The sequence below is a fragment of the Microcoleus sp. B3-A4 genome (assembly GCF_036705385.1).
GTDB lineage: Bacteria > Cyanobacteriota > Cyanobacteriia > Cyanobacteriales > Microcoleaceae > Microcoleus.
Genome location: NZ_JAUBUI010000076.1, coordinates 1 through 19,195 on the forward strand (window position 1 = coordinate 1; position 19,195 = coordinate 19,195).

Consider the following 19,195-nt stretch of genomic DNA (forward strand, 5'->3'; position numbering starts at 1 on the left):
AGTTTTTGAGTAACAGCTTGCCGGATATTTAAAGGCAGCTACTTTTAGATGCGCTCGTTTTTTAGTCTAAACTCCAGGATCTTAAATTATCTCATAAATTAGATAATTGAGGCACGATGAGTTAACAGTTATTTGCTAAAATTATTTTGGCGATCGGTGTCGATCGCCAAAACCAGCCACTTCTGCCAGCGTATAAAGCGGCCGTCCCTTCACCTCCTCGTAAATACGCCCTATATACTGGCCCAAAATCCCAATACTAACCAACTGCACCGCACCCAAAAAGAAAACCGCCATCATCACAATTGTCAAACCCGTTAAGGCAGAACTTGGATAAAAAATCCGCCAATACAAAATCAAAAAAGCCATTAACACAGATACAAATGCCGCAAATAACCCCATATAAATCGAAAGTCGGAGGGGAACTTTTGAAAAAGATACTAAACCATTCATCGCCAAACTCAAAGATTTTCTGAATGTATACTTGACCTCCCCAGCAAAACGCGGATCTCGTTCAAACTTAACTGCCGTTTGTTTAAAACCAATCCAAGCGCGCAGTCCCCGAATGTAGCGGTTACGTTCTGGCATTGCGTTGAGTACATTGACTACACAGCGATCCATCAAACAAAAATCTCCCGTATCTATGGGAATATCAACATCCGCAAGATGCCGCAAAATGCGATAATACATATAAGCTGGCAACCGCTTAAACCAACTTTCTTGACGGCGTTGAGTGCGCTGAGCGTAAACAACTTGATAGCCCTGCCGCCACTGTTCTACCATATCTATAATTAGTTCTGGCGGGTCTTGCAAATCCCCGTCCATGATGACTACAACTTGACCTGTAGAAAAGTTTAAGCCAGCAGTTACAGCTATTTGGTGGCCGAAATTGCGGGCAAAACTAAGGTAGCAAATTCGCGAGTCTTTTTCGTGCAATTCTCGCAAAAGTTCGAGAGAGCGATCGCGGCTACCATCATTGATTAAAATTAATTCTACTGGGCCGTCCAGCCGATCCATCACGGCACTAATTCGCCTATACAATTCAACGAGATTTTCTTCTTCGTTATAGATAGGAATTACCAAAGAATACTTAGGTGTATCGTTCATTGCTGTTTATGTTTAAAAATCGGCTTTTTAACCCTTAAATCAAAAGTTTCTTTTTCCCAAAACACGCTGGCTGCTTCACGAGAGAGGTTCTGCACGTAATTTCGCTCTTGGCTCGATACAACAGCCGCCGACAAAATAGCAGCGTACCAAAACTTATCTATTTTCTTAAATACGAAAAATAAAAGACGCCATAAGACTGACGCACGCCCAACGAAAATATCTGTTATCATAGATGTTTAGTCAGACTATAAAAATCACAATCATAACCCATAGATTAAAAATTGCATGACAAATTCCCATTATCTGTGGCAAGCAAATCAAGACTTAAGCGAAGCTTGTCTGCAACATCCCTTTGTCAGAGGCCTTGCTGACGGCAGCCTCCCCCAAAATAGTTTTGCATATTACGTTGCACAAGACGCATTTTTTCTGGGAGCATTCGCTCGCGCTTACAGTATCGCTGCGGCAAAAGCACCCGACTGGGAGGGGTTTGAAATCCTCCACAATCTCGGCAGCGGTGTTTTAGAAGAACTTCGGTTGCATCAAGGATATGCAGGCAAATGGGGGGTAAACTTGCAAGAGGCTAAACCGGGAATCGCTACCCGCCGCTACACAGATTTTTTATTAGCCACAGCCTGGGGAAGCGGTGTCGGTTTGACAGTAGCCGCGATGACTCCTTGCTTGCGGTTGTATGCTTTTTTGGGACAGCAGCTAGCTAAACCTCATATACCAGAACACGCCTTTAGCGACTGGATTTCTACCTATAACAGCCCTGATTTTGAGATTTTAGCAAAACGGCTGGAAAGTTTGGTCGATCGCTACGCAGAAGCTGGGCCGGAAGTAGAAGCAACCTATCGCTACGCTATGCAGTGTGAAAGAGACTTTTTTCAGGCAGCTTGGGAAATAGAGTAAATTAAGTTTGGGCAAAAAAGAGGGATAATTATCTTAAGCTTCCTACGCCCAGGCAGCAAGTTTAACACTCATGTACAGCAGGAATATAGCAAATAATGTCATAACAGCATATCCCCAACGCGGCTGACTACTCAACACTAAACCGAGTCCGATCGAGAGCGACACAATCCCGTAAGCGTATCGGTGAAGCGATTGCAGAGCACCGGAGTTTATTAGTTGTGCGCTAAAGAGCAAAAACCGAAACAGACGACTGTAATGCTCAGCCTTTTTCGCAACTACGACAACAAATAGCCACCGCCCAAAGCCATCGAACTTTACTAACAGCTTGCAACCACCAATAAGGCCCCGAAGAACGCCCAACTATTAATTAGTGCGTCTGCTAATTCCACTTACATTCCAAGAGTCGTCAACCCGCGTATCAGCAAAGGAAATAGGGGATAAAAAGCTACAGAATGCTGCTGCTCGTCCTCTGCATAGCTGTAGCCTAAATTAGCGATTTCGACGTACCATTTACCGTCCCAGTGCGAAAACTGTTCCCAGCCACTTTTAGGAAGTGAAGCCACTTACAAAATCCAGAGGTGGCTGGGGATCACACAGGGGCGGGTTTTTGCCGACTAAAGGAGTAATTAGCTGCATCCCGATCGCAATTACCGATCGGCTCAGAAACCACATAGCAATTACAAAAATTAACCCGTCCCTGCTTTTGGAGCGATCGAGGCGCGGAATTACTTCTAGCCCTAAATCCGTATTTGTCATGGCTAAAACAGCGCAAGACTGTAGATTTAAAATTAATGTATAGTCCGCTGCCGAGCGATCGCCAAATATATACGTAAGTAGAGCCGTACTGCTAATTTTAACGCCCGAGTTTATTGGGAATCCCTTCGCAGCCACCGGGAATAGTCTCTCTCGACTTCGAGCCACACCAAGCGCAGCAGTAATAGCGCTGCTCGTCCGATAGCCGCTTGACACCGGTGAAATCAGCGTGTTCAACCACAGCGCCGGTATGTTCACCCGTTTGATAGTTGGGAAATTCGGTACGGCTGCGGGGAGATGCAGTTTCTGCCGAGCCGTAGAATAATGCGGCGGCTCTCATGTCGGCGCGAGCGAGATTGGCGTCGTACAAGACAGCGCGGGAGAGGTTGGCTTTGACTAAATCGCACTTGCTGAGATTGGCGCGGACGAGGTTGGCTTCGCTCAAATCCGTCCACCGCAAATCGGTGCCAGCCAGGTCAGCACCCGCTAACATGACATTGAGATCGATAACGCGGATACCGTGATCTCTGTCTTCAGCGTAGCCGCCGTCGCCGTCAAGGATGGGGCGGCCTAAGAGCCGATCGCGCTTCAGAGGAGTAACCAATCTAGACTGCGACAAAAACCGCAGAATTTTAGCTTTACCTTCAGCATCTACACTGCTCATAATCGCAGCCGTGCGACCTTCTGCGATCGCCCTTTCCTGCGGCCAGTCTTCCAAAAACCCTTGTTCGTCAAGGGCTAAGTCCGAAACCCCTTGAAAATAAGCATCGATCGTTTGCTGCTGCGTAATTCTGTTTTGCTGAATCGTCAAATCTTTCGAGATCACGTACTGCCGCCAAGCCACGTAAACGCCCAAAATTGCGATCAAAATTTGACCCAAAGCGCCGATCAGCTCGCCGAGAGCGCCGATGGCGTCCCAGTTGATTTGGATGTTGCGGCTTCCCGGTTCAGTATTACTACCGCTGAGCATCAGCAAGCCAACAATCCCAGCTAAAAGCCCGAAGCAGGCGACGATCAGAGTGCGCCAAGTCGGCGGAATTACCTGCGCCCAGATTTTGCCCCAACTCGGCCACATCAGCCGCAGCGATATGCCGATCGCACCGACGCCACCAATTAAGCCCAGCCAAATATTGTCATTGGCCAGCCCAAAAATCATCGCTGCGATCAACCCCAGCGTCAGCGCCGACCCCGACTTCTCAGCAGTCGTTTGTTCCGGCTGCTCCGGCAATAAAACCTTGCGAGTTGGAGGCGGGGGCACGGGTTTTTTCGGTTCAGCAGTAGCGACGATTGTCCCTGATTCTGGTGGCGCAGTAGGACTCGCACCGTTGAGACTTTCTACAGTCACGTTAGATTCAGGGCGATTGGGTTGAGAAGAGTTGTTTTCTGGTGTCATGCGTTGAGGCAAGTTCTAATTTTAGCCGGTCATTATAACGATTTTAACTAACTTTCGCAGGATTCTAGATAGCATTACAATAGAAATATCCACTAATTATACTCAAAGAGGTAACATATTATGACCCTGGTACTCCCCAATCTGCAAGAAAAACAAATGGGTCAAGTAATCACTACAATCACCGTCACGAATTTCATCGATCTAGTTATGGCTGAACGGGGATTCATTGCTGCTGAGGAAGTTCGCTCTGTTACCCTCGATAACGTTGTTGTCGATACCGGAGCAACTTTGCTTTCCTTGCCAGCTCCTATTATTAGCCAACTAGGTTTAAGACAAGTAGGAGAAAGAGATGTAGAAACATCAGCCGGCATCAAAAAAGGTCGAATTTTTGCAGGCGCTCAAATTATTGTAGAGGGGAGAGAAGGGAGATTTGATTGTTTAGAGTTACCCGAAGGCGTTTCTGCTGTTTTGCTGGGCGTGATTCCCATGGAAGAACTAGGCTTAGAACCTGATTTGAAAAATCGACGGTTGCGAGTATTGCCGATGAACAATCAGCAAACATATCTGATGGGTTAGTCGATCGGCGTTTACCATAGCACCAACTTCTCGCCTGTGATTCCTATGATGCCCAGTCAATTATCCGCCCTCAAAAATGTTTATAGTTAGAACTAAAATATTCAAAAATTTTTGAGTAATTTATTCCTCATCACAAACGACTTTTCTAGATTATTGATAGCTTATATATTATTAACATCGCTTAAATAAAATCGATTGAAAATTTTTTTGGGGGTATATGTAAGTTTTTTTGCCCTACCTCTAGCGAACAGAATAAGCCTTGAGCAAATACACGCAAACCGTCCCAAATATCAAAACAATTATCCCCAAAACTAACTCCACACTAAATCTTTGAGCATTGCCCAAAGCGACAAGAATTTGCTGCCGCACCACAAAGGCCAACAGCCAGCAAATCTCCGCCTTCAGCCAAGCCAAAAAGCCTCTGCCCAACAGATATTGCCGGTGAGCGTTCTCAGAAGTAATCCGTACCGGATAATTAAAAGTATGCGGATAGCGCGAAACTGCCGTTAAAACCGCAAAAATAATGGCAGCAACCGCCGGAACGACCCAAATCGTCACCTTGTCGCCCCAAGCATCAGCCAGCCCCCCTAAGCCGAAATGAATCGGAATTCGATCGGGCAAAACGGCCCAAAACTTGACGATGAGCAAAACAGCCAGCAAAATCGCGATCGCGCCTAAAAGCTCTACTGCCACTAAAACAGGCGAAAGCCCCAGAGAAATAATCGGTCGTTGGTTTGGTGCGTTTCCAGTCATGGCTACTTAAAATTAGATTAATATTGAAAATAATAGTATTGGTTCCAATTTCATCCCCCAACAGCTTTCGTTGGGGGTTTCCAAACATCTCGCGAGGTTCTATGACGGCTCAGGTCTTGATTGAAAAGAAAAAGTTAGAAAAACCGCCCCTAACAATACACACATTAGGCGATCGCGTCCTTCGGCAGCCAGCTAAGCGCGTCAAAAGCGTCGATGCAGAAATTCGGCAGCTAGTCCGAGAAATGCTGCAAACCATGTACAGTGCCGACGGTATCGGTTTGGCCGCCCCCCAAGTCGGAGTCAACAAACAAGTAATCGTCCTCGACTGTGACCCGGAAAACCCCGCCACACCCCCAATGGTTTTGATCAATCCCACCATTAAAAGTAGCAGCAGCGATATCTGCATCTTGCAAGAAGGGTGTTTGAGCATTCCGGGAGTTTATTTAGAAGTCAAACGCCCAGAAGTCATTGAAGTATCCTACCGCGACGAATACGGCCGCCCACAAACCCTGATAGCAACAGAGTTACTGTCTCGGGCAATTCAGCACGAAATGGATCACCTCAACGGAGTGCTGTTTGTAGACAGAGTAGAAAACAAGCTTGCACTGAATGAAGCATTAGTCAAGCATAAATTTTCGCCCAAGGCAGTAAAATCAGTATGATGGCAGGAACTCCGAAAAGTGGTTTACTCTTAGCTCTTTCGTGCATCACTGCGATCGCGGCAGTCGGCTCCATATTTGAGCTGTCATCGGGAGAAGCTCAACTTGGCAATTTAGTCACGGGCATCATCCTCGCCCTAAGCGTACCGCTAACTGGCATATTTTTCTATGCAGCCGTTCAGGATGCCAGGGCAAATCTATAAGCAGAGTTTTTAGTCATGAGTTTTTAGTCATTAGACATCTCCAGAAAAGTAGGTTTTGGGCAGGCAGGATGCCTAACCCTTAATCCCCACAAGAATTTTTGGAGATGTCTATTAGTCATTAGTTAGGACCTAACAACTAATAACTGTGGCAGCAAAATAGCGGATAAATAACATCAGCTAACAGCTCGCGAACTCATCACTAATCACTGTGGAATAAAGACTGCCCAAAAATAACATCAGCTAACAGCTCGCGAACTCATCACTAATGACTGATGACTGATGACTGATGACTCATAACTCATGACTAATGAAATCGGATTTCTGCGACAAGTGCCAGCCAAAGACGCTGCGGGAACGCCAGCATCCAAGTACCAACTTTGTGAAGATGGGGAATTGGTCATCGGACGAGATCGCAATTGTCAAATAGCTTTAGAGTCTATCAATCACGGCATGGTTTCCCGTCGCCACGCCACGATCCGTCCCCTAACTCAGGGTACTGTGACGAGATGGGAAATTTGCGACCTCAACAGCGCTAACGGAACTTATATCAACGGAAAAAAGCTCTCGGGCTGCCAAACTTTAGAAACAGGCGATCGCATCAGTCTCGGCCTTGACGGCCCTGAATTTATATTTGAATCTCCCGTAACCCCTTACCAAAATCAACCCGGATTCCGTGCACCACAAACGGGCAATTTTGCTGGTAGCGAAAAAGACGCTCTCACTTTAACTCAATTATTCCCGATCGCCTCCACGGGCAAACAATTAAGCCAAAAAGCTTACTTATATCCAGGTATTGCCACAGTTATTGTTGTCGTGTCGATGTTTGTCGCAGTTGGAAATTCCGCAGCATTCAATTTGCTGCTGTCAGCTTACCTCGCCGGTGCGGCTTACTACTTTATCTATCAACTGTGCGGCAAACACAAGCCTTGGTGGGTATTGCTCGGTTCGGCGTTAGCTACAGTCCTGATTGTGATCAGCCCCTTATTAATGGGATTTATATTCGTATTTAGAGAAATTTTGCCCGGCAACCTGCCAACCGCAGGCGAAACCATCAGTTTTTTGCCTTTTTTGAACAGAATGTTTTTCGGGGCGGGTCTGATGGAAGAATTGCTGAAAGCCCTGCCCGTTTTGGGAGCGATGCTGCTGGGAAATTGGCTGCGAAATCCGTGGCGCGATCGAATCGGCGTTTGGGAACCTTTAGACGGAATTCTGTTAGGAAGTGCCTCCGCCGTCGGCTTTACACTGTTAGAAACTCTGGGACAGTACGTTCCCAATGTGATCCAAAATGTCACCCTGCAAGCAGGGGCGGAGGCGGGACAATTAGTAGGATTGCAGTTGCTAATTCCCCGCATTTTGGGTTCCGCTGCCGGACACATGGCTTACAGCGGCTATTTGGGATATTTTATCGGTTTGAGCGCCCTCAAACCTAGGAAGCGCTGGCAAATTTTGGGTGTAGGCTATTTCAGTGCTTCCGCACTTCACGCTTTGTGGAATGCGTCGGGAGCCGTCAGCGTACTTTTGCTGGCCTTGGTGGGAGTTTTGTCCTATGCCTTTTTGGTAGCCGCGATTTTGAAAGCCAGAGCTCTGTCTCCCAATCGAGAGCAAAATTTTGCAACTCGAATATTCTTTGAAAAGTGACTTCTGAGTGCTTAATTGTTTATGTGCGATCGCACCTCAACCTGCCATTTTTTTCTTGTGTTTTAACCAGCTTAAACCAGCCAATGCTAAAGCTGTACCCCCTGCGGTGAGAGGTTCGGGAACTGGTTCGGCTTCGGTATCCACTAGAGTGTAAGAAAACCAGCTATTGTAGAACTCTCTATCGGTTAGCTCTGTTCTACCGTCGCGACCGGTCGTATATTGCTCGTAATACCCAAAAAACGCAGAGCCCGGCGGTGCATCCAAATAAGGCACAGGGAATGTCTCGATATACCAAGATATTCTGCTGTCCAGTATGAACCATACAGGCGGTTCGCCTGGATCTTCATAGCTTACTTCTGTGATCACCTGGTCGCCACCGCTTGTATTCAGTCCGGTAAAATTCCCTTCATAAAAGGAAGCTGTAACCCCTGCGAAATCTTGGTATTCTTTGCTTCCTCCGAAAGTGTAACCGTAGAATCTTCCCTCGGAAACTGCAATTTCTTCAACTCCTATTCCTGTAAGGGTGGAGTTATCCACTTTCAAATAACTTCTCCCAGGGGTGGAATCCAAATCCAAAGTGTAGGTGAGTAAGGCGGCTTGTGCTTTGTCTACTCCTACCAATGAAACGCCTGAAAACAAACTTAAAATTGTGGTAGCGATCGCATTTCCTAATCTGGGTCTTTGTTTGTGACTCATTATTTTTTATTAAACTTTACGTAAGTCTAGTTTATTTGAGTGAGCGATCGCCCGTAATTATCCGCATTCTTAAAGTAAATTTTTTTGAAGTCAAAGATTGCCGAATCTAAATAACCGAACTAATACGGGTGCGTCCTCTGTTGTATTTGTATAATTTATGACTTTCACTATTACTTTTGAACACAAACTAGAAAAATGTTTTATCGTAATCGCCAAATATTCCGACGGGTTTGTGTTGTGGCGATGCAGCAGACGATCGTCCCGATCTGCATACACATTTAATAAATTTTGTCAATACGCAATTTCCAGACATTTTACCGCTGTATTCTGCCCTTGTGTATGAGGAGCTACTGCTTAATTACCTGATGCGACAATCGCAACTTAACTTAGAAATTCTTCACAAATAGTTTGACTGTGGTACTATCTGGATGGCTGTGAGTAGCTGAGGGAAGCCAAGGGGCTTGATTCCTGTGGTGGTGGAGGAGAATCCAGGAGTGCTAGATAGGATGTCATTGGGATACGCAAACGTTTTCGCCCAGCGAAGTCAACCCGAACCCCTCCGCATTGGGGTGATTGGGGTTGGCAATATGGGCCAGCATCACACGCGAGTTCTGAGCTTGCTAAAAGATATCGAACTCGTGGGTGTTGCAGACATAAATGTAGAGCGGGGAATAGATGTAGCAAGCAAATACCGGGTTCGCTTCTTTGAAGACTACCGAGATTTGCTCGCCCACGTAGATGCAGTTTGCGTCGCCGTTCCAACTCGCCTGCATCACCCTGTGGGGATGTCTTGTCTCCAAGCGGGTGTTCACGTTTTAATTGAAAAGCCGATCGCGGCTAGCATTGCCGAAGCCGAATCTTTGGTCAACGCGGCTGCTGAGGCCCACCGGATTTTACAAGTGGGTCACATCGAGCGGTTCAATCCAGCTTTTCAGGAACTCGGCAAAGTGCTGAAAACTGAAGAGTTACTGGCATTGGAAGCTCACCGGATGAGTCCCTATTCCCAGCGGGCTAACGACGTATCGGTAGTTTTGGATTTAATGATCCACGACATCGACTTGCTCCTGGAATTGGCAGATTCCCAAGTGGTGAAGCTGACGGCCAGCGGCAGCAGGGCCTCAGATTCAGGTTATTTAGACTACGTGACAGCGACGTTGAACTTTGCTAACGGCATTGTCGCCACCCTGACTGCCAGTAAGGTGACGCACCGCAAACTCCGTTCAATCGTGGCTCACTGCAAGAATTCTCTGACAGAGGCAGATTTTCTCAACAACGAAATCTTGATTCACCGACAAACAACCGCCAATTACGTGACGGATTACGGTCAGGTGCTTTACCGTCAAGATGGGTTGATCGAGAAAGTTTACACCAGCAATATTGAACCGCTCCACGCAGAATTGGAGCATTTTATTAATTGCGTGCGGGGTGGAAATCAGCCTTCTGTGGGAGGAGAACAAGCTCTCAAAGCTCTGCGGCTTGCGAGTTTGATTGAGCAAATGGCTCTCGACGGTCAAGCTTGGTATCCGAAAGAGCTAGAGTCTACTTTGCAAGTTAGCTAAATCGAGACCAATTGTGTCGTTTCCGGGTGCTTTTACAGTTTGGGTTTGTTGTTCGTTGAAGAGGGTAACTGTTCCCATGCAACCGGATTCGATGTCAGTCGATTTGAGATTGGACTATTGGGCGTGAGAAGTTCGGCGAGTGCGAGCGTCGAGTTGCGATCGGTTGAGCGATTTTAGATCTTAGATTGACTCTGCAGATGAATCTGGGGGCTTGAACTAAGGTTTCAACTTTTTTGCTCTCGACAACAGAAGTCGTGGGCAAGTATCCGTCTTTAGGTGAAGTCACGATTTATGGCAAAAAAGACCGACTATTTGACGACTGATGGTTTTGCTAACTAGCTGATTTCCTTGAGGACTCAGGTGAATGCTGTCTCGATACAAAGTGGGAAATTCGGCCGCACAATTGAAAATGGGAAGAAAATCTATGTAAGTAATTTTCTCTGTTTCCACGAGTTCGGCGAGACGCGCTCTAGCATTGACTTCCCAGTCGCGAGGGCCCGAGCCGCCGAGTTCGCCCCGCTTGGGCGTGACGGCTACCAAAAACTCGATGTTGGCGGATACAGCTATTTTCTGGATTTGGCGAATAGCCTCTAAGTTGGAGCCTACTACATCGCCGCTTGTGGCTCCGGGTGCTGCCAATTGCCGAGTCGGCACTGCAGGTAGTAGGTAGCGGCTCAATAACTCTAGCGTAGCCGATCGGGGTTTGCGATCCGGGTAAGATCGATCGCGCCCCACAACCAGATAGCAGGGAGCCGATGCAAAAAAATCGTCCGTATTGAGCAGCAACACCACAGCATTTGCCCCAAAAACACCGAACCGCTTGGCGTAAGCAAGTTGATTCCTCGGTCCCCAAGAATTGGCTGAGGCGTTGAGAACTTCAAAATTTGAATAGTTGACTTGTGAACCTAATTGTGTATTGTTCGCCAGATTCTGTACTAGCAGTCTCAAATTCCGAGCCATAATTTCCGAAATCGTATCTGTCTGATGTGTCCACCAACCGCCGTTGGCGACAGAATCTCCCAACAGCAAGACGCGCAGAGTTTCTGGAGTGGCGATCGGGGCGATCGCTCCGCTACGCATCGAATACTCGTTAATCTCAATCCGGTTGCCCAAGCGACGCACCTTCTGGTTGGGCGCCAACAAATAGCCGCACTCGGCATCGGCAATATAAATCAAGGGATTACCAAAACCCAGCAGCACCCGCAGCAGCACTTCGATTGCCGCCCCCAATCCTGCGGTGACAGCCAAAATTATGAGAACAACTTCCACCACTTAACCTCGATAGAGAAGGATAAATCCCTGCCGACACCAAGGTATAAAAAAGAATGCAACTGCAGTCAAGCTTTCAACCCCGATTGTAGTCAGTCGATTAAAGATTAAAGATTAAAGCATTGACTCCACAGATGAATCTGGGAGATCTCGCTAAAATCTAAACTTTTTTGCTTTCCACGACTCATGTCTAGAAGCAAGTATCCGTCTTTGAGTGAGGTGAGTAGGTCGCCTTTGTAAAATCTAAAATCTAAAATCTAAAATCTAAAATGTTATGGCTTCGGGGTTTGAGCCACTTAGCTGCCCGATTCAGTCAACCGAATCGCCCCCGTAGATATAGAATTCTAGAATATACCGTCAAAATCCGCCGTCAGCCGTCAGTGAACTTGGTGGTTTCAGGAAAATCCGTGGACTTAAAACAAATATTCAAAACGCCGAATCCCATAATCGGTGTCGTACATTTACAGCCTTTGCCAACTTCTCCCCGCTGGGGCGGAAACCTCAAAGCGATTATCGGAAGAGCCGAGCAAGAGGCTACAGCGCTGGCTTCTGGTGGCGCCAACGGTATCATAGTCGAGAACTTTTTCGACGCTCCTTTTGCTAAAGACAGCGTAGATCCGGCGGTGGTAAGTGCCATGACTCTGGTAGTTGAGAGGCTAACAAATCTCGTGACGCTGCCGATCGGCGTTAACGTGCTGCGAAACGACGCCCACAGCGCGATCGCCATCGCCTCCTGCACAGGAGCTCAATTCATCCGCGTCAACGTCCTCAACGGCATCATGGCTACAGACCAAGGCTTAATTGAAGGCCAAGCTCACCAGCTACTGCGCTACCGCCGGGAATTGGGCAGCGATGTCAAAATATTAGCAGACGTGTTAGTCAAGCACGGGCGACCCCTAGGCAGCCCCAACTTGACTACAGCCGTCCAAGAGACGATCGGGCGAGCTTTAGCCGACGCCGTAATCCTTTCGGGCTGGACAACAGGTAGCCCTCCCAATCTCGAAGACTTAGAACTCGCGAGTGCAGCAGCGGCGGGAATTCCAGTTTTCATCGGCAGCGGCGCCTCGTGGGAAAACATTTCCACCCTCATGCAGGCCGCTGACGGCGTAATCGTATCGAGTTCCCTGAAACGAAACGGCCGCATCGAGCAGCCCATCGATCCGATCCGCGTCAGTCAGTTTGTAGAAGCCGCCCGCCGCAGCTTGTCACAGCAAGAGCGCGAACAGGAAAATAGAGATGCTAATGGCTCAAGAGGGCCAACACCGGAACCGGGCAAAGTCACAAGTAAAACGTAAAATAGGAATTGTTGACTGTTGACTGTTGACTCTTGGCAGTAGTCAGTAGTCATCAGTTATCAGTCATCAGTCATTAGTTAACAATTAACAGTCAACAGTCAACAGTCAACAGTCAACAATTCCCAATTCCCAAATTACCAAATCAAAAAATGATTCGCCGACGTTCAACCCCTTGGATTCATCGCTGGTCTAGGACTGTGATGGCAGCGATCGCAGCCATAGGCGTCGTAGAAACGGCCTATCTCACGATCGCTAAATTCACGACTGGCTCGGTCATTTGTCCCACCAGTGGCTGCGACAAAGTTCTCAACAGTCCCTACGCTACAGTCTTTGGCACTGTGCCTTTAAGTTTGTTAGGCTGTCTGGCTTACCTGAGTATAGCAATCCTGGCATTGGCTCCCAAAGCTGTAAATCCCGACACCAAAAAAGGACTGCACTCTCAACTAGAAAACAAAACTTGGCAAGCGCTATTTATCATCACCGCTGCGATGGTAATTTTCAGCAGCTATTTGATGTATTTGATGGCTTTTGAAATTCAGGAACTGTGCATTTACTGCATCACTTCTGCCTTATTTTCGCTGTCGCTGTTTGGGCTGGTGCTAGTCGGGCGCGAGTGGGAAGATATTGGACAGTTGGTGTTTACAGGCATTTTGGTGGCAATGGTAAGTTCGATCGGTGCATTGGGACTTTATAACAGCGTCAAGTCACCTCCTCCTATTGTCTCTACCCCCGGTATTGCACCTCCTCCCATCACTACAATCTCCGGCCCGGCACAAATTGCTTTGGCTCGCCACCTCCGACAAATCGGCGCGAAAGAATACAGCGCTTACTGGTGTCCCCACTGCCACGACCAAAAAATGCTTTTTGGTAAAGAAGGTGCTGCCATAATCGATTACGTTGAATGCGATCCCAAAGGCCAAAATTCCCGCACTGCACTTTGCGAAGCTGCTGCTGCTAATATTAAAGGTTTCCCGACTTGGGAGATTAATGGTCAGTTTTATTCGGGGACACAATCTTTGGATAAACTCGCTGATTTATCGGGTTACACCGGCCCCCGCAACTTTCAAAACTGACAGGAAAGTTGGAGATATTAGATGACAGATTTTAGATTGATGGGCAGGAAATATCCTGGTTTTTAATTTAATTTATCGTTAGGCTAGTGCTGCGAAATCAATCTAAAATCTTGCATCTATAATCAATAAAAAATAGTAAAGATTAGTGAGAACGAAAAATATTAAAACAAGTTCGGGGTTTTTAGTATTTAGATGGGCGGATCACTACTAAAACTTTTACATAAAAAAATGCAAAAAACCGGGTTTCTGCTTCCAGAATGATTGTTGAAATGACATATTTTGGTTGCGAAACCCGGTTTCTGCTGTTGCAGCCCGATCGCACCGAAAAATTAAATAATCTAAAATCTAAAATCTAAAATCTACTCGCACGCACCGAAAAACCAAAAAATTGGATAATCTAAAATCTAAAATCTAAAATCTACTCGCACGCACCGAAAAACCAAAAAATTGGATAATCTAAAATCTAAAATCTAAAATCTAAAATCGACTGAGCCGATCGCCCCGGAAAGGTAAAACCTATACGTAGTAGTAGTTTAGATGCTCAAAGGGCGAGGCGCAAATCCCCAAAATATGCTAAAAACTATCAAAAAATGGGTCGATCGAGAACGCCGAGTATTGATTACTGCGAGTGCCGTTGCTAGTACGGTCATTGTTATGCGCTGGTTCGGATTTTGTCAGGTGTGGGAATGGGCTGCTTTCGACCACTTTGTGCGGTGGCGGCCGACCGAACCAATTGACTCGCGCATCGTCATTGTAGAAATTAAGGAAGCTGACTTGCAAAAATACGGCTACCCAATTTCGGATGCTGTCTTGGCCCAATTGCTGCAAAAATTGCACGCAGGCAAGCCGCGGGCGATCGGCCTCGACGTTTACCGAGATTTGCCAACTCAACCGGGTAACGCCGAATTGCTCAAAACTTTTAAAACTATTCCCACCTTAATCGGCATTGAGTTGATGCCCGACGAAACCCGGCTCGGAGTTCGCCCGCCTCCGGTACTTGACAAGCTCGATCGAATTGGTTTCAACAATGTTGTCATCGACGCTGACTCAAAAGTGCGGCGAACTTTGCTCTACGCTTGGCCCGGAGACGGCAAAACTCATAAAAGTTTTGCACTCAGACTGGCTTTGCTTTACCTCAAAAGCGAAGGAATTTCCCCTCAATCCGCAAAAGCCAATCCTAAATACTTGCAGTTAGGCAAGGGGGTTTTTCGGCCTTTTCAACCGAATGATGGTGCTTACGTTCGAGCGGACAGCCGCGGCTATCAAATTTTGACCAAGCTGCGCGGCCCGCAAGGCAGTTTTCGCACTGCATCGATGGGCGATGTGCTTTCTGGCAAAGTACCTGCTGATTTTGTACGATCGCGCGTTGTCTTGATCGGCTCAAATGCCCCCAGCCTCAGAGACTTTTACCAAAATGCTTACAGTTCAGGTTGGTTTGCTCCTCCCCAGCAAATACCGGGAGTCGAGCTTCAGGCTCATTTCTTGAGCCAAATTTTGAGTGCAGCACTCGACGGGCGCGGGGGTATCCATGTCTGGCAAGAGGCTGCGGAGTTGCTGTGGATTTTACTTTGGTCTTGGGCCGGAGCAAATGTGAGTTGGAATTTGCGATCGCTTGGTCGATCGGCTTACTGTTTATTCAGTATCTGTCTAGGTCTGAGTGCCAGTTTATACTTAGCATTTTTAGCCGGTTGGTGGCTACCGTTAATTCCTCCAATCCTCAGTCTTGTGGGTTCTGGTGCTGCTGTTGTGGGTTATCTGGCTCACTTGCAAGAAGAATTAAAACGGTCTAAAGAATTTTTACAATCGCTAATCGATACAATTCCTGACCCCATTTTTGTCAAGGATCGAAATCACCGCTGCGTAGTTTTGAATCAGGCATATTGTCGGTTTATTGGCTATCCTTTAGAAATTTTAACTTGCCGAACAGATTACGATTTATTTCCACAAGCCGAAGCCGAGATATTTTGGCAGCAAAACGAATTAGTATTTCAAACTCACCAGCCGCGAGAAAATGAAGAATATTTTACTGACGCTCACGGAATTACGCATCTGATTGCGACTAAAAGATCCCTGCATAAAGATGCTGCCGGCAACCTATTTTTAGTCGGAGCAATCAGAGATATTACCGAGCGCCAACTTCGGGCAAATGCCCTTGAACAAAAAAATGCTGAGCTCAGCCACCAAGCTTATCACGATGCTCTTACCGGTTTGCCCAACCGCCAAATGTTCTACGAATGCTTGCATCGGTCTCTAGAAATAGCCTCCACCTCTCAGGAATTGGTAGCTTTACTGTTTTTAGATTTAGATGGATTTAAGTCAATCAATGACACTCTCGGACATAATATGGGCGATTTACTCTTAAAAACAGTTGCCAGTCGGCTCAAAAAATGCTTGCGCGGCAGCGATACAATCTCGCGGTTGGGCGGCGACGAGTTCACAGTCATTTTGCCCGTAATTCCAGGTCGCGAGGACGCTGCGAAAGTAGCGGAAAAAATTTGCGACGCCATCATGCAGCCTTTTATTTTAGAAGAACATACAGTTTCTGTAACTACAAGTATTGGCATTAGTTTATATCCCATTGACGGTCAGGAGCCAGAGATTTTAGTTAAGAATGCCGATGCTGCGATGTATCGTGCTAAGGAACGCGGGAAAAATCAATATCAATTTTCTTAATTAATACCATACCAGTTTAAAATAAAAATACAACCCTAGGTAAGCTCCAAACCACGAGCTTCATAAGTCATTTCTAATCCTTCAATTTTTTAATCTCAAATCTCAATACTTCGGACAAAATTTGAGCATTTTTTAGACCTCAAACCCTAATCCAGTCGTGGGGCGATATTATTTTAAGGCGTCAGATGTGCAGCTAACTTTGAAAAAATAGCTCGCTCCTGAAACCGTAAGCCCTCTAAGCTTTTTGAAACCGTTCAAAAAATGTCCGAACTATTTAAATCTAAAATCTAAAACCTAAGACCTAAAATCGTAAAATCTGTCATCTGCCATTTGATAGACTTACAAAAAAGATAAAAGTTATTACAGCAAATTGCCGTCTCATCTCAATCAGGACTAAAGCAAAAAATGGTGTGAAGCGCTACTTATAGCAGTAATCTCCTTATAGGGCACGCTATATATAGAGAATCTGCCTCCAAAACTGTAAATGTTAAAAAATATTAAAAGATTGAGAAACGGAGATTGCAAACCAAATTTAAATCGCCAAAAAGCCTTGATTTAAAAAGATTTACGTAGCTTAACGAAACTTAATTAAAGGAAATGTAAAGATATCAGTGGAACTACTGAAATTGATAGATATAATAGGTTGTAGGGACGTGCATAAACATCGGTGATTTGGATAAGGCTATGAATACTATGCGTACTTTGATTCAGCTCACAACAACGGCAACCCTGGCTGCCGGCCTGCAAGTGAGTACGATCGGCATCGCAAATGCGGCTCGACAGGCCAGCAACTCAACTAGCAACTTAACAAAAGCCCATAGCGCGGGCAAGATCCCGACGCCATCGACCCCCAGAGTTGGGACAGTTACACCAACCTCTAGGTTTGGAAATCCCCAACAATACGAACCAGACCCGAACGGGAACCCCAAAAGTGACGGTACGGGAACGCGCTGACCCCAAATTTTCAATAAATTTTCAATCTTCTATTCGCGGAGATTTGTACCAATTGGATTGGTTAATTAAAGTATGGCTGCACCAATCCGGATCGGTGAGGGGATAGTCAAGTCGGTAATGACCGCCGCGACTTTCAGTGCGAAACGCAGCACTTTTGACAATTAAATAGCCGATATCCAATAAATTCCCCACTTCTCCCCAATTTCGCAAAATTGAGCTATTCTCCGCATCAGCAGGCGAAAAATCAATAATTTGTCCTGGCCGTAAATTATCAAGCGTTTGACTCAAAGGCAACGAAGCAAATTCTTGCCGCCAAATCTCAAGTTGGACGATCGCACTTTCCAAATCGCGTTGTTCCCGGCAAATTCCCGCACTCTGCCACACCAAGTTCGGCAATTCGACCCGCAACTTTTCGATCGCCTCAATGTCCTTTTCAGAAATCGATTTTTCCAAGATTTCCCCCGCCTCGAACTGATCGGCGAATGCCTCGGGCGTTCCACCTTCTAGCTGCAAAAGTCCCATCTGCGCCCCAAAAACCAGACATTCCAGCAGCGAATTGCTGGCCAACCGATTAGCGCCGTGTACCCCCGTGCTCGCAGTTTCTCCCACCGCGTACAAACCCGGAATAGAAGTTTGGTTAAACTTGTCAGCGACAATTCCTCCCATCCAGTAATGGGCCGCGGGCGTCACGGGCACCGGTTCGGAAAAAATATCAATTCCCCAATCAGCGCACACTTGAATAATATTGGGAAACCTGTAGCGCAGTCGATCGACCGCAATCGGCCGCAAATCCAGCCAAACATGAGGTTCCCCCGTCTTTTGCAAGTGGCGGAAAATAGCGCGACTGACAACATCCCTAGGGGCGAGTTCCCCGCTGGGGTGAAAGTCAAAAGCAAAGCGATATCCCTTACTGTCAACCAAATGAGCTCCTTCTCCCCGCACCGCTTCGCTAATGAGAAACCGAGGTGCGCCCGCTGTACTCAGCGCCGTCGGGTGAAACTGCACAAATTCTAAGTCTCGCAGCAGCGCCCCGGCGCGCCACGCAATTGCCACCCCGTCCCCGGTACTTACCGACGGATTGGTCGTTTGAGCAAAAACCTGCCCGCCCCCGCCTGTGGCCAGCACCACGGCTTTGGCCTGCAGCCACTTGACTTGTGAGCCACAAATCGAGCTAATCCCCTGGCAGCGCCCGGTTTCGTCTAGCCACAGACTCAAAGCAAAGGCAGGAGATACGAGTTGAATGTTTTTGCGGCTCAATACTTTTGCTGTCAGCGTAGCGATCACGGCTTTGCCCGTAGTGTCTGCGGCGTGGAGAACTCGGCGGCGGGAGTGGGCTGCTTCTAGAGTGAGGGCTAAATCTGGGCCGGTGCGATCGAATGCAACGCCCATTTTCACGAGGGAGTCAATGCAGGCTGAAGCTTCCTCAACTAAAAATTTCACCGCATCCAAATCGCAAAGACCGGCTCCAGCAGCCAGTGTATCCTGAATGTGTAGTGCTGCCGAATCTTCAGGGGCGATCGCCGCCGCAATTCCTCCTTGAGCCCAATCGCTGGCAGAAACAGGCAGGGTATTTTTATTGATCAAGCCCACGTGCAAATGCTCTGGCAGGCAAAGTGCTGTGTACAAACCCGCCGCGCCAGCACCTATTACCAATACGTCAAATTTGTCAGTCATAAGTCTGCCGCCAG

At 47.0% G+C, this 19,195-nt stretch carries 19 protein-coding genes; 10 read left to right on the top strand and 9 right to left on the bottom strand.

Going from position 1 to position 19,195, the window contains the following annotated elements; all coding sequences use genetic code 11:
* Positions 1 to 141: 141 nt before the first annotated feature.
* Entirely contained in the window at positions 142 to 1,104 is a 963-nt protein-coding gene (locus QUB33_RS23100; protein ID WP_333354822.1) for a glycosyltransferase family 2 protein, read from the bottom strand.
* Positions 1,101 to 1,334, bottom strand: coding sequence for a hypothetical protein (locus QUB33_RS23105; protein WP_333354824.1), 234 nt, complete (start codon positions 1,332 to 1,334; stop codon positions 1,101 to 1,103). Before QUB33_RS23105 ends, QUB33_RS23100 begins: the two co-directional genes overlap by 4 nt.
* 55 nt (positions 1,335 to 1,389) lie before the next feature.
* On the opposite strand from QUB33_RS23105, the gene QUB33_RS23110 reads away from it, so the two are divergent.
* Positions 1,390 to 2,013, top strand: a complete 624-nt coding sequence (locus QUB33_RS23110) for a TenA family protein (RefSeq protein WP_333354828.1) — start codon at positions 1,390 to 1,392, stop codon at positions 2,011 to 2,013.
* A gap of 389 nt (positions 2,014 to 2,402) precedes the next feature.
* On the opposite strand, the gene QUB33_RS23115 is transcribed toward QUB33_RS23110, so the two are convergent.
* The 3 genes from QUB33_RS23115 to QUB33_RS23125 form a co-directional block, all read right to left on the bottom strand.
* Complete coding sequence (locus QUB33_RS23115; protein ID WP_333354831.1) at positions 2,403 to 2,576, bottom strand: mannosyltransferase family protein; 174 nt, start codon at positions 2,574 to 2,576, stop codon at positions 2,403 to 2,405.
* Positions 2,560 to 2,769, bottom strand: a complete 210-nt coding sequence (locus QUB33_RS23120; RefSeq protein WP_333354835.1) for a hypothetical protein — start codon at positions 2,767 to 2,769, stop codon at positions 2,560 to 2,562. The genes QUB33_RS23115 and QUB33_RS23120 overlap by 17 nt, the downstream gene beginning before the upstream one ends.
* A gap of 97 nt (positions 2,770 to 2,866) precedes the next feature.
* Entirely contained in the window at positions 2,867 to 4,159 is a 1,293-nt protein-coding gene (locus QUB33_RS23125) for a pentapeptide repeat-containing protein (protein WP_333354839.1), read from the bottom strand.
* Between the two features lie 120 nt (positions 4,160 to 4,279).
* Here QUB33_RS23125 and QUB33_RS23130 point away from each other — a divergent pair, with 120 nt between their 5' ends.
* Complete coding sequence (locus QUB33_RS23130) at positions 4,280 to 4,735, top strand: aspartyl protease (RefSeq protein ID WP_333354842.1); 456 nt, start codon at positions 4,280 to 4,282, stop codon at positions 4,733 to 4,735.
* A 240-nt stretch (positions 4,736 to 4,975) separates the two neighbouring features.
* Here QUB33_RS23130 and QUB33_RS23135 read toward each other — a convergent pair whose 3' ends face one another.
* Complete coding sequence (locus tag QUB33_RS23135) at positions 4,976 to 5,488, bottom strand: DUF1648 domain-containing protein (protein WP_333354845.1); 513 nt, start codon at positions 5,486 to 5,488, stop codon at positions 4,976 to 4,978.
* 101 nt (positions 5,489 to 5,589) lie between these two features.
* Between QUB33_RS23135 and def the strand changes: the two genes are divergently transcribed.
* The 3 genes from def (at position 5,590) to QUB33_RS23150 (ending at position 7,988) form a co-directional block, all read left to right on the top strand.
* The gene (gene def, locus QUB33_RS23140) at positions 5,590 to 6,150 is read left to right on the top strand and encodes a peptide deformylase (RefSeq protein WP_333049453.1); all 561 of its coding nucleotides are present in this window, start codon (positions 5,590 to 5,592) and stop codon (positions 6,148 to 6,150) included.
* On the top strand, positions 6,150 to 6,350 hold the full coding sequence (locus QUB33_RS23145) for a hypothetical protein (protein ID WP_199292547.1): 201 nt from the start codon (positions 6,150 to 6,152) through the stop codon (positions 6,348 to 6,350). The genes def and QUB33_RS23145 overlap by 1 nt, the downstream gene beginning before the upstream one ends.
* A 300-nt stretch (positions 6,351 to 6,650) precedes the next feature.
* Positions 6,651 to 7,988, top strand: a complete 1,338-nt coding sequence (locus QUB33_RS23150) for a PrsW family glutamic-type intramembrane protease (protein ID WP_333354848.1) — start codon at positions 6,651 to 6,653, stop codon at positions 7,986 to 7,988.
* 36 nt (positions 7,989 to 8,024) lie between these two features.
* Here QUB33_RS23150 and QUB33_RS23155 read toward each other — a convergent pair whose 3' ends face one another.
* Positions 8,025 to 8,684, bottom strand: coding sequence for a PEP-CTERM sorting domain-containing protein (locus tag QUB33_RS23155; protein ID WP_333354851.1), 660 nt, complete (start codon positions 8,682 to 8,684; stop codon positions 8,025 to 8,027).
* A gap of 506 nt (positions 8,685 to 9,190) precedes the next feature.
* Here QUB33_RS23155 and QUB33_RS23160 point away from each other — a divergent pair.
* Entirely contained in the window at positions 9,191 to 10,243 is a 1,053-nt protein-coding gene (locus QUB33_RS23160) for a Gfo/Idh/MocA family protein (protein WP_006635844.1), read from the top strand.
* Positions 10,244 to 10,525: 282 nt separating this feature from the next.
* Here QUB33_RS23160 and QUB33_RS23165 read toward each other — a convergent pair whose 3' ends face one another.
* Complete coding sequence (locus QUB33_RS23165) at positions 10,526 to 11,512, bottom strand: SGNH/GDSL hydrolase family protein (protein ID WP_333354854.1); 987 nt, start codon at positions 11,510 to 11,512, stop codon at positions 10,526 to 10,528.
* 407 nt (positions 11,513 to 11,919) lie between these two features.
* Between QUB33_RS23165 and btpA the strand changes: the two genes are divergently transcribed.
* The 4 genes from btpA (at position 11,920) to QUB33_RS23185 (ending at position 17,507) form a co-directional block, all read left to right on the top strand.
* Positions 11,920 to 12,807 (top strand): photosystem I biogenesis protein BtpA, encoded by an 888-nt coding sequence (gene btpA, locus QUB33_RS23170; RefSeq protein WP_333354894.1) that lies wholly within the window; start codon positions 11,920 to 11,922, stop codon positions 12,805 to 12,807.
* Positions 12,808 to 12,956: 149 nt separating this feature from the next.
* Complete coding sequence (locus QUB33_RS23175) at positions 12,957 to 13,880, top strand: vitamin K epoxide reductase family protein (protein WP_333354858.1); 924 nt, start codon at positions 12,957 to 12,959, stop codon at positions 13,878 to 13,880.
* 537 nt (positions 13,881 to 14,417) lie between these two features.
* The gene (locus QUB33_RS23180) at positions 14,418 to 16,553 is read left to right on the top strand and encodes a CHASE2 domain-containing protein (RefSeq protein WP_445299550.1); all 2,136 of its coding nucleotides are present in this window, start codon (positions 14,418 to 14,420) and stop codon (positions 16,551 to 16,553) included.
* Positions 16,554 to 17,237: 684 nt separating this feature from the next.
* The gene (locus QUB33_RS23185; RefSeq protein ID WP_333354863.1) at positions 17,238 to 17,507 is read left to right on the top strand and encodes a hypothetical protein; all 270 of its coding nucleotides are present in this window, start codon (positions 17,238 to 17,240) and stop codon (positions 17,505 to 17,507) included.
* Positions 17,508 to 17,528: 21 nt separating this feature from the next.
* On the opposite strand, the gene nadB is transcribed toward QUB33_RS23185, so the two are convergent.
* Positions 17,529 to 19,181, bottom strand: coding sequence for an L-aspartate oxidase (nadB, locus tag QUB33_RS23190; RefSeq protein WP_333354867.1), 1,653 nt, complete (start codon positions 19,179 to 19,181; stop codon positions 17,529 to 17,531).
* Positions 19,182 to 19,195 lie beyond the last annotated feature (14 nt).

Bases quoted from the DNA above. Each gene is read 5' to 3' on its own strand.
- QUB33_RS23175 (WP_333354858.1), top strand. From the start codon at position 12,957: ATGATTCGCCGACGTTCAACCCCTTGGATTCATCGCTGGTCTAGGACT.
- QUB33_RS23130 (WP_333354842.1), top strand. From the start codon at position 4,280: ATGACCCTGGTACTCCCCAATCTGCAAGAAAAACAAATGGGTCAAGTA.
- QUB33_RS23125 (WP_333354839.1), bottom strand. From the start codon at position 4,159: ATGACACCAGAAAACAACTCTTCTCAACCCAATCGCCCTGAATCTAAC.
- QUB33_RS23105 (WP_333354824.1), bottom strand. From the start codon at position 1,334: ATGATAACAGATATTTTCGTTGGGCGTGCGTCAGTCTTATGGCGTCTT.
- QUB33_RS23110 (WP_333354828.1), top strand. From the start codon at position 1,390: ATGACAAATTCCCATTATCTGTGGCAAGCAAATCAAGACTTAAGCGAA.
- QUB33_RS23180 (WP_445299550.1), top strand. From the start codon at position 14,418: ATGCTCAAAGGGCGAGGCGCAAATCCCCAAAATATGCTAAAAACTATC.
- QUB33_RS23135 (WP_333354845.1), bottom strand. From the start codon at position 5,488: ATGACTGGAAACGCACCAAACCAACGACCGATTATTTCTCTGGGGCTT.
- QUB33_RS23155 (WP_333354851.1), bottom strand. From the start codon at position 8,684: ATGAGTCACAAACAAAGACCCAGATTAGGAAATGCGATCGCTACCACA.
- QUB33_RS23100 (WP_333354822.1), bottom strand. From the start codon at position 1,104: ATGAACGATACACCTAAGTATTCTTTGGTAATTCCTATCTATAACGAA.
- def (WP_333049453.1), top strand. From the start codon at position 5,590: ATGACGGCTCAGGTCTTGATTGAAAAGAAAAAGTTAGAAAAACCGCCC.
- QUB33_RS23120 (WP_333354835.1), bottom strand. From the start codon at position 2,769: ATGACAAATACGGATTTAGGGCTAGAAGTAATTCCGCGCCTCGATCGC.
- QUB33_RS23160 (WP_006635844.1), top strand. From the start codon at position 9,191: ATGTCATTGGGATACGCAAACGTTTTCGCCCAGCGAAGTCAACCCGAA.
- nadB (WP_333354867.1), bottom strand. From the start codon at position 19,181: ATGACTGACAAATTTGACGTATTGGTAATAGGTGCTGGCGCGGCGGGT.
- QUB33_RS23185 (WP_333354863.1), top strand. From the start codon at position 17,238: ATGAATACTATGCGTACTTTGATTCAGCTCACAACAACGGCAACCCTG.
- QUB33_RS23150 (WP_333354848.1), top strand. From the start codon at position 6,651: ATGACTAATGAAATCGGATTTCTGCGACAAGTGCCAGCCAAAGACGCT.
- QUB33_RS23145 (WP_199292547.1), top strand. From the start codon at position 6,150: ATGGCAGGAACTCCGAAAAGTGGTTTACTCTTAGCTCTTTCGTGCATC.